General features: G+C 61.2%; 9 protein-coding genes. 3 read left to right on the top strand and 6 right to left on the bottom strand.

From position 1 onward, the window contains the following. Nucleotides 1–33: 33 nt before the first annotated feature. Nucleotides 34–915: a LysR family transcriptional regulator gene (locus tag ACF8GB_RS04060; RefSeq protein ID WP_058604991.1), complete on the bottom strand. Its 882-nt coding sequence runs from the start codon at nucleotides 913–915 to the stop codon at nucleotides 34–36. A 168-nt stretch (nucleotides 916–1,083) separates the two neighbouring features. On the opposite strand from ACF8GB_RS04060, the gene ACF8GB_RS04055 reads away from it, so the two are divergent. Continuing rightward, nucleotides 1,084–2,727: an acetolactate synthase large subunit gene (locus ACF8GB_RS04055; RefSeq protein WP_058604990.1), complete on the top strand. Its 1,644-nt coding sequence runs from the start codon at nucleotides 1,084–1,086 to the stop codon at nucleotides 2,725–2,727. Nucleotides 2,728–2,857: 130 nt separating this feature from the next. Here ACF8GB_RS04055 and ACF8GB_RS04050 read toward each other — a convergent pair whose 3' ends face one another. Next, entirely contained in the window at nucleotides 2,858–5,404 is a 2,547-nt protein-coding gene (locus ACF8GB_RS04050) for an HWE histidine kinase domain-containing protein (RefSeq protein WP_392526585.1), read from the bottom strand. Nucleotides 5,405–5,603: 199 nt separating this feature from the next. Between ACF8GB_RS04050 and ACF8GB_RS04045 the strand changes: the two genes are divergently transcribed. Continuing rightward, on the top strand, nucleotides 5,604–6,218 hold the full coding sequence (locus tag ACF8GB_RS04045; RefSeq protein WP_058637732.1) for a thymidylate kinase: 615 nt from the start codon (nucleotides 5,604–5,606) through the stop codon (nucleotides 6,216–6,218). A gap of 23 nt (nucleotides 6,219–6,241) precedes the next feature. Here the strand turns inward: ACF8GB_RS04045 and ACF8GB_RS04040 are convergent, their stop codons facing one another. The 4 genes from ACF8GB_RS04040 to ACF8GB_RS04025 form a co-directional block, all read right to left on the bottom strand. Continuing rightward, nucleotides 6,242–7,249: a zinc-binding alcohol dehydrogenase family protein gene (locus ACF8GB_RS04040; protein ID WP_392515754.1), complete on the bottom strand. Its 1,008-nt coding sequence runs from the start codon at nucleotides 7,247–7,249 to the stop codon at nucleotides 6,242–6,244. Nucleotides 7,250–7,510: 261 nt separating this feature from the next. Beyond that, a complete protein-coding gene (locus ACF8GB_RS04035) occupies nucleotides 7,511–9,772 on the bottom strand; it encodes a TonB-dependent receptor (RefSeq protein ID WP_392526584.1) in 2,262 nt (753 codons plus the stop codon). A 158-nt stretch (nucleotides 9,773–9,930) separates the two neighbouring features. Then, entirely contained in the window at nucleotides 9,931–10,623 is a 693-nt protein-coding gene (locus ACF8GB_RS04030) for a DUF421 domain-containing protein (protein WP_196127919.1), read from the bottom strand. A gap of 285 nt (nucleotides 10,624–10,908) precedes the next feature. Beyond that, complete coding sequence (locus ACF8GB_RS04025) at nucleotides 10,909–12,195, bottom strand: DUF2254 domain-containing protein (protein ID WP_392475264.1); 1,287 nt, start codon at nucleotides 12,193–12,195, stop codon at nucleotides 10,909–10,911. Between the two features lie 240 nt (nucleotides 12,196–12,435). Here ACF8GB_RS04025 and ACF8GB_RS04020 point away from each other — a divergent pair, with 240 nt between their 5' ends. Then, nucleotides 12,436–12,741, top strand: coding sequence for a DUF6482 family protein (locus tag ACF8GB_RS04020; RefSeq protein ID WP_392526582.1), 306 nt, complete (start codon nucleotides 12,436–12,438; stop codon nucleotides 12,739–12,741). Nucleotides 12,742–12,747 lie beyond the last annotated feature (6 nt).

The raw sequence follows: 12,747 nt of genomic DNA, 5'->3' as shown, positions 1-12,747 counted from the left end.
ATGCGAGGTGGAGTACAGATGTACTCCATAGCGCTAGCGATCTAGATATTGACTCTGTCCGGCAAAGTCGATGAAGCGCTGGCTGGCCAGCGACAGGTACTCACCCGACCGCCAGCACAGCCGGAAACTCATCTGCTGGGCAGGCTCGAACGGCACGCCGACGATACCTGGCGTTCGTAATTGCACGGAGCGCAGCAATGTGGCCACGCCCATGTTGTCCAGTGCAGCCTGGACTACCAACGAAACGAAATTGCTCTGCAATGCCACTTGGTAGGTAATGCCGTGTTCGGCAAAGAAGGCGTCGAGCAACTGGCGCTGCACGAATGTACGGTCGAACACCACCATGTCGGTGCTGCGCAGGTCTTCGGCAGTCAAGCTTGCCTTGCCGGCGTAGGGGTGATCCGGGTGCATGCAGGCCAGCATTTCATCGCTGCCCAACAGGATCGATTCCTTATCCGCGGGCACGCGGCGGGACTCGAGCAGCGCCAGGTCGATTTCTCGTTGCTCTAGGCGCTGGCCAATGTCTTCGGCGCTGCCCTCGAACACGGTCATGGCGATGCCGGGATAAAGCCTGCGAAAGGCGTTCATCAACCCGGGCACATAGTGCAGGCCGAACATGGGCGGGATCCCCAGCCGCACTTCGCCGCGCTTGAGGTCGGCCATGTCACGCAGTGCCTGGCGGGCCACGTCCATCTCCCGCAAGGCTGATGCGATGCGGGGCAGAAATTGCTCGCCTTCGACGGTCAGTACCACCTTGCGCGTGGTGCGGTTGAACAAACTGACGCCCAGTTCTTCTTCAAGGCGGGTCACGGCCATGCTCAGCGCAGGCTGGGCGATATGCAGGTGCTGAGCGGCCTTGGTGAAGCTGCCTTGGCGGACGATTTCGACGCAACAACGCAGCGCCTTGAGATTCATTTAGGGCATTCCAGGATTGATAACGTTTTGTGATGCTCAGCATCATAACAATATATTTACTATTATTAACGCCACGGCCTACGATGCGCGGCACTGAGACATCCTGCAACATCTCAGTCACGCAGCCAGCCGGCTGCATCCTCCCTGGATCTTGAGGTAGTACATTAAATGGCCAAGGCCGCCGATGTCGTTGTGCAATGCCTGGAAAACGAAGGTGTCGAGTATGTGTTCGGCATTCCCGGTGAAGAAAACCTCGACCTGCTCGAATCCCTGCGCAAGTCGAAGATCAAGCTGGTACTGACCCGCCATGAACAGTCTGCAGGCTTCATGGCTGCCACCTACGGTCGCCTGACCGGCAAGACCGGCGTCAGCCTTTCCACCCTGGGCCCCGGTGCCACCAACCTGGTGACCGCCAGCGCCTATGCCTACCTGGGCGGCATGCCGATGATGATGATCACCGGGCAGAAGCCGATCAAGAAGTCCAAGCAGGGCCGTTTCCAGATCATCGACGTGTGCGGCATGATGGACCCCATCACCAAGTACACCCACCAGTTCGCCTCGGCCGACAACATCCCGGCCCGCATGCGCGAAGCCTTCCGCCTGGCCGAGGAAGAAAAGCCGGGTGCCGTGCACCTGGAACTGCCTGAAGACATCGCCGCCGAGCAGACCGACGCCCTGCCTATTCCGCGCAGCCTGCACCGTCGTCCGCTGGCCGAGCACGTGGCCATCGAAGCGGCTGTGGAAAAACTGCAAAAGGCTCGCAGCCCGATTCTGGTGATCGGTGCCGGTGCCAACCGCAAGATGACGGCCAAGGTGCTCAAGCAGCTGATCGACAAGACCGGCATCCCGTTCATCACCACCCAGATGGGCAAGGGCGTGGTCGACGAGCGTCACCCGCGCTTCCTGGGCAACGCGGCGTTGTCGTCCGGTGATTTCGTACACCGTGCGATCGAAGCGGCCGACCTGATCATCAACATCGGCCACGACGTGATCGAGAAGCCGCCGTTCTTCATGGTCCGTGGCGGCACCGAAGTCATCCACATCAGCTTCCGCTCCGCCGAAGTCGATGCCGTGTACTTCCCTCAGGTCGAAGTGATCGGGGACATCGCCAACGCCGTGTGGCAGATCAGCGAACAACTGACCGACACCGCGCACTGGGACTTCACCCGCCTGATGGCCATTCGTGAAGCCAACGAGGCGCAGATTGCCGAAGGCGGCGACGACGACCGCTTCCCGGTCTATCCACAGCGCCTGGTGGCCGATATCCGCCGTGTACTGCCTTCCGAGGGCATCGTGGCCCTGGACAACGGCATCTACAAGATCTGGTTTGCCCGCAACTACAAGGCGCACAAGCCCAACACCGTGCTGCTGGACAACGCCCTGGCGACCATGGGTGCCGGCTTGCCGTCGGCCATGGCCTCGCACCTGGTCTATCCGGACCGCCCGGTGATTTCGGTGTGCGGCGACGGCGGCTTCATGATGAACAGCCAGGAACTGGAAACCGCAGTGCGCCTGGGCATGCACATCACCGTGGTGATTCTGCGTGACGACGGCTACGGCATGATCCGCTGGAAGCAGGCCAACATGGGCTTCACCGACTTCGGCCTGGACTATGGCAACCCGGACTTCGTCAAGTACGCCGAAGCCTACGGCGCCACCGGCCACCGTGTCGAAAGCGCCGAGGGCCTGTTGCCACTGCTGGAGCACTGCATCACCACCCCAGGCGTTCATGTGATCGACTGCCCGGTCGACTACAGCGAAAACGACCGCATTCTCAACAGCGAGCTGCGTGAGCGAGCGCTGGCGATCTGAAGCGTACCCACACGCTGTGGCTGATCGCTGGGTCGTTCATCCTGTTGCATCGACCAGATGCAACAGGCGATGTGGATGTGATCTCCCGCTGTATGCGGCGGCCGCAATGGCCGCCGTGCTTTGAGCGTCTTCAGTTCTGGGGTTCAAGCAGGCCACGAAGGCTCATCACGATGGTACTCATGTCATAGGGTTTACGCGTGACCGGAATGTGCTTCAGGTGCGCGGGAATACTGATGCCATCGCCATAACCGGTTGCGAACAGGAAAGGGATGCGCCGACGTACCAATGCCTCGGCCACGGCAATGGACGTACCTCTTCCCAGGTTCACATCGAGAATGGCGGCGTCGGGTGAGTGCCGCTCCAATATCTGCAAGGCTTCCTGTTCGGAACTGGCCGTGATGACGTGCTCGATTTGGGCATCGTTGAGTATTTGCTCGAGGCCGATGGCAATGACCAACTGATCCTCCAGAATCATCACGCTCAGGCCAGGTCGTGCGGCGAATGCCTCTGTCGAATCGATCAGGGGCGAGGCAGCAGCAGGCGCAGGCTCGGATTCCGCGACCGCCAGGTGCCGGGCTGGCAGCGTGAACAAGCTCTGAACCCCTTCAGGGTAGTATTCCACGCTACTGGTACCGCCCAGATCGAACGGGATGCTGCGCTCGATGAGGACCGACCCGAAACCTCGACGCCTGGGCACCTGCACCGGCGGGCCACCGCTTTCCTGCCAGATAATGGCGCAGGCGCCCGCAGCGTCGATTGCCCAGCTGACGCACAGCCGCCCCCCTGGGCATGACAGCGCACCGTACTTGGCGGCGTTGGTCGCCAGTTCGTGCAGCACCAGGGCCATTACCGAGTAGGCCCTGGCATCGAGAATCACGTTGGGCCCTTGCATGACGATGTCGGCAATCGCCGTGCGATAAGGCGACAACTCGGCATCGAGCAACATCGCCAGGCGCCCACCACCGTCACCCCGCACGACCTGGTCGTGGGCCAGCGACAGGGCCTGGATGCGGCCTTGCAGGGTGTTCACGTAACCCTTGAGCGTCTGGCCCTCGGCCGTGGGATGGGCGACCAGTGCACCAATCAGTGACAGGATATTCTTGACCCTGTGGTTGAGCTCCTCATTGAGTACTCGCTGGCGAACCTCGGCCTTGGAGCGCTCGCTGGCCAGCAGTTCGCTGTTGTGCAGCAACACCTCGACGATGGCAGTCCGAATGGCGTCTCCGAACTGCCGATCCTGCTCCGACCAGGGCGCAGATTGCTGGTGCACGGTCTGTTTCCATATGGAAAAACTCGTGCGCGGCGTCAGCCGGTCGCCCATCGCGCCACTGGTATAGGTCTTGTTAGGGTCGCCCGCCCAGTCGAGGGTCTGCACCACTTCCTTGCGAAAGAACATGATGTAGTCCTGCGGGCGCTGCGAAATGGGGATGAGCAGCACGCCCGATACGTCGCTGAAGTAGGCCTGGGCCGCCGGATGGGCCTGGGACAGGCTATTCGATGCCCATGTTCTGGCCTCGGCCACGCTCTCGGCAAAGCGCAACAATTCAGGCACGCAGGTTCGGGGCGGAACGCTACCGGCACTCGACCAACGCCCTTGCAGCGAGATGCCGATGCCATCGCACGGGATCAGCGACATCAGCCTTGGCAGCCGGTCTTCGAAGAAGCTGTGCATGTCGGCGGCATGGTTGGCATCGCGCAGCATGAGGTCGAGCGTGTCGTGCACCTGCACGGCCGCTTCGAGTTGTTGCCGGCTGCGCAATGTTTCGATGTGCAGGGCAAAGAACTCGCCGAACATCTCGGCCGCCACTCGCCGGCCCATGGTCAGGTTGCGCGGTGAATAGTGGGGGCAGGCAATCAACCCCCACAGCGCGCCATTGACAATGATCGAGATGGACATGGTGGCACCCACGCCCATGTTCTGCAGGTATTCGCAGTGGATTGGGGAGACGCTGCGCAGGTGCGCATAGGACAGGTCCAATGGCTCGCCCGAAGGGTCCAGCACAGGCTCCAGGGCAACTGCCTCGAACTGCACGTCCGGGATGACCCGGATCGGGTTGCGCAGGTACAAGGCGCGTGCCTGCTGCGGGATGTCCGAAGCGGGAAAATACTGCCCCAGGAAGCTCTCCAGCGTACTGCGCTTGGCCTCGGCAATCACTTTGCCGGCGCCATCGGTGCCCAGTTGGTAGATCATCACCCGGTCGTAGCCCAGTACTGCACGGACAAACCGTGCGGCATCGCGGAACAGGCGGTCGGTCTGGTCGATCTCACGCAACTGCGCGATCAATGTGCGGGCGAGCTCGATGGGTTCCGCAACGTTTTGGCCGGCAGGCTCGAATTCCAGGATGGTGCTGCCCTTGAAGCGGTGCGCCGATACATCCACACGCCTGCCATCGGGCAGGGCGACTGCAAAGCTCAACGCCGGGCGCGAGCCTTCGCGTACCCGGGCCAGGGCATTGCGCAAGGTATGGGCGAGCTCCCCGCCAATCACGTCATCGAGTTTAAGGCCATTGAGTGGCAGCGCCGCCCCCAGTAACTGCGGCGCATTGACCGAGTGGCGCAAGATCACGGTTGCGGTGGCGTCGCAGGCCAGCAAGCAGCCATGGGGCTGGATGCTGCCAGGAATCTGAATGGGTTCGCGGTCGCAATTACTCAGGTTTACCTGTGGGTCGAGGGTCATTAGCCATGCCTGTAGATGATGTAGAGGCTGCCTGCGCGGCCGCCGCCGTCAGCCTAGCAGTACACCCGCGTACGGCAAAGCCGGTGAGTGCCCCGGATAGCAGTTTTGTGGGTGCCGGTCGTCTGCACCAGGTGCCCGCCCTTGTGCATGACAGGCTTCGGTGGTTTCATGCGCCCCATGATTGTGAAGGTAAACGCGCATGAGTCGTCCGCTTTTCATCGCTATGGATGGCCCCAAGGGCACTGGCAAGACCACGCTGCTCGAAGCACTGACCCAGGCGTTGCGAGCCCAGGGCAACAAGGTGGTCAGGCTGTGTGAGCGCAACAATGATCCACAGCGCGCGCAGACCATGGCGTTGGTCAATCAGCTGGCTAGGCAGCCTTCGCCAGCACTTGAGTGGCAGGTCTGCGAACAACTGGCCGAAAGTCGCGCCTGGATCACCCGGCACGTACTGCCGCGTCAACCTGGCGACAGCATTGTTCTGATCGACCGTTGGTACCCCTCGGACGCAGCGTTTCGCCGAACCGTGCCGTTCGATCAGGTTTTGCGGTTGAACATCGAACACGGCGTGCAGGTGCCTGACCTGAACATTGCGGTGCTCACCACAGCGCAAACGTCCTGGGCGAGGGCGGCGGCACGCCGCCGGGGCCTGGGCAGCACGGTGATGCATACCTTGCAGGAGCAGATCGCAAGCACCCAGGCGTTCAGCCGTGCTGCAAACAAGCACGGCTGGCTGCTCTGTCAGAATGACGGCACCGTGACGGCTGCAGTCGACCAGTTGATGGAGTCCATCACGCCGCTGTTGCACGCCTGAACGCGACCCTCGAGCCGCCGTGCTCAGAAGCCTTCCAACACAATCTTGCCCTTGGCCTTGCCGCTCTCGATGACCGCGTGCGCCCGTTTCAGGTTGCTCGCATTGATCGTCCCGAAGTGTTCACCCAACGTTGTCTTGAGCACACCGCTGTCGACCATCTCGCTGATACGACTGAGCAGTTGGTGCTGCTTGATCATGTCGGGCGTCTGATAGAGCGAGCGGGTGAACATCAGCTCCCAGTGCAGCGACAAGGATTTGCGCTTGAGTGGGACCACATCCAGCTGCGCCGGGTCATCGATCAAGGCAAGCTGCCCTTGCGGGCGCAGGACCTCGATCAGTTGCTCAAGGTAGGTGTCGGTATGGGTCAGGCTGATGACGTGATCGACCGCTTCAACACCGTGTGCGCTGAGCTGGGTGGCCAGTGGGGCCGTGTGGTCGATGACCAGGTGCACGCCCAGGTCTTTCACCCAGGCTTGGGTCTGGGCCCTGGATGCCGTAGCGATCACGGTCAACCCGGTCAATTGGCGAGCCAATTGCACCAGGATTGAACCCACCCCACCGGCAGCGCCGATGATCAGCAGGTGCTGACCCTGACCGCCGTTTTCTTCGAGGCGCAAGCGGTCGAACAGCAGCTCCCACGCCGTGATGGACGTCAGTGGCAGCGCGGCGGCGCTGGCAGCATCCAGGCTGGACGGCTTGCGCCCGACGATGCGCTCGTCTACCAGATGGAATTCGCTGTAGCAGCCGGGGCGGTCGATGGCGCCGGCGTAGAACACCTCATCCCCTGGCTGGAACAGCGTCACCTGCTCGCCCACCTCGCGGACAATACCGACCGCATCCCAGCCCAGCACTTGTGGCTGGTCACCGCCACGGCTGGCGCGAATCTTGGTATCGACCGGGTTGACTGCGATGGCCTTGACTTCGACCAGCAGGTCTCGCGCACCGGGGGACGGTTTGGGCAGGTCTGCATCATAGAGCGATTGAGGGTCTTGCAGCGGCAAGCCGGGCTGCGAGTAAACGACAGATTTCATGGGGCAGGGCCTTGAGTGAAAAGGTACCTGCCTAGGCTATTCCTATCGTTTGTGAAGAAAAACAGGCTTAGAGGATTAATACTTTCTTTTCAGGAGTGAAAACGGGAGGGTAGTCGATGCGCGAAGATTCAAACCTGAGGCCTGCATTGGCTCTAAGTTGTGAGGGGCCCGGCCTGACGGCGACGGGCTGCGAAGCAGCCCTGAAGCGGTGCATGGCACAACGCTTGCCGTAGGGGGGGGCAGGTTGTGCGACCTGCGCGGTCAGAAATCGGCCGACGCACTTAGAGACAGCGTACGTGGCGCACCGAGTACCAGATAGTTCGAGCCTGGATACCCACCAGCGGAAGCCCAATAGTCACGACCGGCCACGTTGTCCAGACGCGCACGCAGGGTGACATCCTTCTCGTCGACCTTGAAGCCGTAGCGGGCCCCCAGGTCCAGCCGCGTCCATGAAGGGATCTCGAGGTTATTGGCATTGTTGATGTACTGACGGCCGGTGTAGACCACTCGGCTGGTCAGTGTCAGGCCGTTCACACCTGGCACGTCCCATTCGCCACCGATGTTGGCCTGGGTCTTGGGCACGCCGATGGCCTGGTTGCCGTCGTCCTGACCGTTCTGGGTCTTGGTGAGCTCAGCATCGAGGAGGGTGACGCCGCCGAGCAGACGCACGCCGGGCGTCGGCTCGCCGAACACCGACAACTCGATCCCGCGGTTGCGTTGTTCGCCGCCTTCTTTGAAGACCTGGTCCTCGACGATGCCGACCGGCTTGCGCGTCTCGAACACTGCCAGGCTGCCACCGAGGCCACCACCGTCATACTTCACGCCCACTTCGGTCTGTTTGGCCACGTAGGGCGCCAGGGAGGCGCCGGCATTGAGCACCGGCGCTCTGGAACCGTCAGGCAGGGTAGTGGTGGCGCCGGCGGTATCGCCCTTGGTCAAGCCCTCGATGTAGTTGGCGTATACCGAGAACTGCTCGTTGATTTGATACACCGCGCCGGCAACCGGCGTGGTTTCATAGCGTTTGTACTTGGATGTCTTGTCGCCGGAATTGTAGTCGTAACCTGTCACGTCCAGCCCTTGCCGACGAGCCCCCAGAGTGATCAGCAACTGATCATTGAAGAACCCTAGAGTGTCAGCGATGGCCAGGCTTTGGGTACGGGTTCTCGCGGTCACATGTGGGTCGGACATGTCGCCACTGAAACTGGTGTTGTCGGGCTTGGCGACATACACCGGGTCATAGAGATCGTTGGCGAAACCACCGAAATTACCCGCCCAGGCATTGCGGTCCTTGTTGTCGAACATCGAGCCGGACAGCACCCACTGATGCGACACCGGACCTGTTTGCAGGGTGTAGCGCATGCCCACCTCACCGGTGGCCACGGTCTCTTCCCGGTAATTGTCGAAGCGCGTCGAACGGGTCACGCCGTTGGCGTCGGAGGAGGGGTTGGCCAGCACGTTCTTCTCTTCCCCCTTGCGCATGCCGATGGCAGCCCAGGTGGTGAGTGCATCGGAGAGGTCATACTCGGCACGGAAGGTGCCGAATGTTTGCTTCTCCTTGGAGTACGTCCAGGGCTGGCCGTAGTTTTTGTCGGCATCCGGCGGGCTGGGTACGCGGCCTGTGGGAGTGACGCTGGGCAGCGGGTTGTCGATGAAATGGTACTGGTGGCCGATGTCGGCCGAAAGCCGCAGACGCTCGCCTTGGTAGTCCAGGCCCAGGGCGAACATGTCCAGGGAGCGGTCCTGGTCCTGTACCGCTGTCTCCCCGTCGCGCTTGGCCACGTTCACGCGAACGCCAAAACGGTCTTGCTCCCCAAAGCGCCGCGCCACGTCGGCCGAAACGGTACCGAAGCCCCGGTTTTCAACGCCAGCGGTCAGCCGGGTGAGGGGCTCGTTCGGGGCACGCTTGGGCAGGATGTTGATGGCGCCGCCGATGCCGGTGCCGCCGGGGGCAGCGCCGTTGAGGAAGGCATTGGCCCCGCGGAATACCTCGACCCGCTCGATGAACTCCGCCGCCACATATTGACGCGGCAGCAGGCCATAGAGGCCGTTGTAGGCGATGTCATCGGAATACAGCGGGAAGCCGCGCATGACATAGAGTTCCTGGAAGTTGCCGAAGCCACGGGCGACTCTCACGGAAGGATCGTTCTGCAGAATATCCGCGACGCTGTGCGCCTGCTGGTCCTGGATCAGTTGATTGGTATAGGAGGTGGATGTGAAGGGCGTCTCCATGTAGTCCTTGTTGCCCAGGATACCAACACGCCCACCGCGGGCTACTTGGCCCCCTTCATATTCAGGTACCAAGCCATCCCTGGAGGCGTCGGCGCTGGCCGAGACTGCGGTTTCTTCAAGCTCAAGAACCGTACCGGTGGTGCCGGCCGCATTGACGGGCTGTGCGACCGGCACCGGGATTTCCAGTGTGTTCTGGGCAAGTGTGAGCGGTGACGCCACGCTTGCGACCAACCCCAGGGGCAACCAGACGACAGTGTGCAACGCAGGCTTGCGGGCAAAATTTGGGAAGGGCATGTGAGAACCTGATGAAGGAATTGGAACGACAGGAAATGGCCTTGCAGCAAGGTGCAGAATTATAGCGAGTGGGAATCGTTATCGCTAAGCTTTTGTTTGCATCGCCGGGCCCAAGTTGTAACTCGATGGTTGCTTACGGGTCTCGTGGGTGCCGGCCACTAGCGGGTGCGGGTGGTCATCAGGGCGGGTGACCAACTGCGATGGCCACAGCGCGGGCAGGCAATGACGTCATGAAGTTGATGCTGTACCGGCAGACCACAACTGACGCAGCAATACAGGCCTGCTGCAGGTGGGGCGTCGTATTCCAGGCGGTGTTCAGGTGGCAGCACTGACAGTCCCGGCTGAGTGTCTTCGGCTTCGTAGAAGTAGAGGCTCAGTTCGCCGTCGGTCTCAAGCAAACCCAACCGCACCTGGCCCAGGTGCTCAACCCCTTGTTGGCGCAGCTCCATGAACAACTCGTTCGAGGAGATATTCAGGTTGCGCAACGAGTGGATTTCGTACTGCCCGTCCTTGACGACAGTGATCGGGAGGCCGTCGATCCAGGCTTCGCACGTCTTACTCCGGCGCATCAGGTAGATCGTACCGCGATACAGGAGCAGTAGCGTGACGAACACCAGGGCCACCGGCAGCAATGGCACATCTTCGTAGAAGGTCACATCGCCGGCGGCCGAACCCAGGGTGAGGATAACGACCAGTTCGAAGCGCGAAAGCTGCTTGATGCCACGCCGGCCGCTGAACTTCAGAAACAGAAACACGGCGAGAAAGGCCGCAACCACGCGCATCATCACTTCCATCAGAAACGTGACGGGCAAGTCACCCAGCAGCATCCTTTGCAGATCGAATGACTCCATCAAGCGCCCCCCATCGCCACCTTGTGATCAATTGACCTGAGGGTAATACCCACGGTTCAGCGTGGGCGTCGCCATGGGCTGAGCAAGGGAGGGTGGCATTTAAAGGAAGGGGATTTTCGAGCGGGCAAAAGAAAGCCCGCTGCTAGTCGGGCTTAAGTCTTTCTCATGGGGATGAGTTGATAATCCACTTGGCAACGTGAAAATTCGGTGAAATAAAAGTCCCCATTGTGTAGAGCGCTAATTTGAGCGGTAAAGCCGATGAACGGTCAGATTGTGAGATGACCCTTAAGGCAGTTGCGCCCGTGGCCATTCCAGATTCTGGACCAACGCCCGCAATCGCTGCCTGTCCTCATCCAACGGCAATGCCTGCTCGGCCCGCTTGAGCAACAAATCCACGTGCGCGATGCACGCTTGGCCAAAACGATCAGGCGCGATGTGCGCCAGGCTCGCCAGGGCCTTTACCAAGCGGATGTCCACTTCCAGCAAGCCGGCACCGTCCCGTGCAATCAGGGTGAAGAAGTCATCGAACATGTCGTCGACCGTTAAACCTCGCACATGCACGTTCTGAAACTGGCCATCGGTCGTTGTATCCGGCGCTTGCCGTGCCCATGTGGAAAAGCAGCGTACCCCACGGCCTATGACGTCGATGACCGTGCCAGAGTCATTGGTGGCGGGAGACAGTGCGCGGGATGCAATCTCTGCCAGCACCGAGAGCCCGAAGCGCGGGTCCTGGCCATAGGTGCGCCGTGCCCCGAGCGTCACTGCAGCCAGAATCTCAGCTTCAAGTTCTGCGGTATTGCCTGCCTGTACGCTGCACACGGCGCGTGCCAGTACCGTACCGTGATGCACGAAACTGCCCGGCAGCACTTCCAGGTAGATTACGGCACTGTACTTGTCGGCTGCGTGGGCGAGGGCGCTGACATCGACGTGTTGTACATAGCCGATGTCATCGCAGGGAATCGGTACTGCGTCCGGGTCAACCTGCGTAGCATCCGTGTAGGGCTGTGCCCCCAGGTAAGGCCACTGCGCGCGGCGCTTGAGCGCTGCAATGGCCGCGTCCTCCACGCGGTCGATGGTTTCCCCCACGCGGCCAAGCTTGGACAAGTGATCAATCCAGCGCAGCAGGGTGTACACGATCAGTACAATCATCACCAAGGTCACTGCAAACAACACTACACGGCCCTGAGCGCCATAAATGCCCGTACTCAGGGCGATGATGCCCACCAGGCTGAACAGAAAAGAGCCAATAAACGTCGCCAGGGCATTCTGTGTAGTGGCGTCCTCCATTACCAAGCTGGTCGCGCGAGGTGTCACGCCGCTGCTGGCGGCGCTGTAGGCCGACACCATGGTGCTGAGCGAAAACGTGGTCACCGCCAGCATGCTGGAGGCGATGATGCCCAGGATCTTGTCGACCGAGTCCGCCCCGACTTTCGCCGGCAACGACGCCGGCACCATGTCGCGCAAGGCAATGGCCAGCAGCGCGGTGAATACACCGATCAGGGAAAACAGGCTGGCGCGAAACCATAGCCTTTTCGTCGTTTGCGCAAGTGCCCAACGCCAGCGAGCGATCATGGTGGTCAATCTTCCTCAGTAGGTAGGCCGCGTGCAGGCTGAAGCTCTGCGGCATCGCCACGATTGAGTTCAAGTGGGTACAGATAGTTTCGCGACCCGTGTTCGGGTTTTGCGAACGGGACGGAACGACGGCAGCGCTGCGGTATCCTTATACAAGGCGCTGGATTTGTATAAGTCCGAGCGCTCGACGTTATCCATCAAGCCCGATGCAGGCCGCGCCTGCCGGATGGAGTATCAGCCATGAACCTAGAGCAACTGAAACAACTGGCCACTGCCGGCACCGTCAACGAACTCGAACTGCTGTCGCTCGAAGGCGGCTTATACGTACTGCGCGCGTTGACGGCGGACGGGCCGCAGACGTTCAGCGATGCCCAGGGGCAGGCGGTGCGCCTGCGGTCGATGACGGAGCTGCGCGAGCTACTGGCCGATGTGCCGCCTGTGCCATGCATGCTGGTGCAGCATGTGGTGCATGACGAGATGTGCGGCCAGCGCGATGGTCCCCTGGCGCCGCTGCGCGTCCCCGTGACGCTGGCAGAGCAGTGGTAGCTCAGT

Origin of the sequence: Pseudomonas sp. xss_4, from assembly GCF_043104125.1 — a bacterium.
Classification (GTDB): Bacteria; Pseudomonadota; Gammaproteobacteria; order Pseudomonadales; family Pseudomonadaceae; genus Aquipseudomonas; species Aquipseudomonas parafulva_B.
The sequence above is the reverse complement of the archived record's forward strand: the minus strand, read 5'-3'. Positions and strand labels throughout refer to the sequence as shown.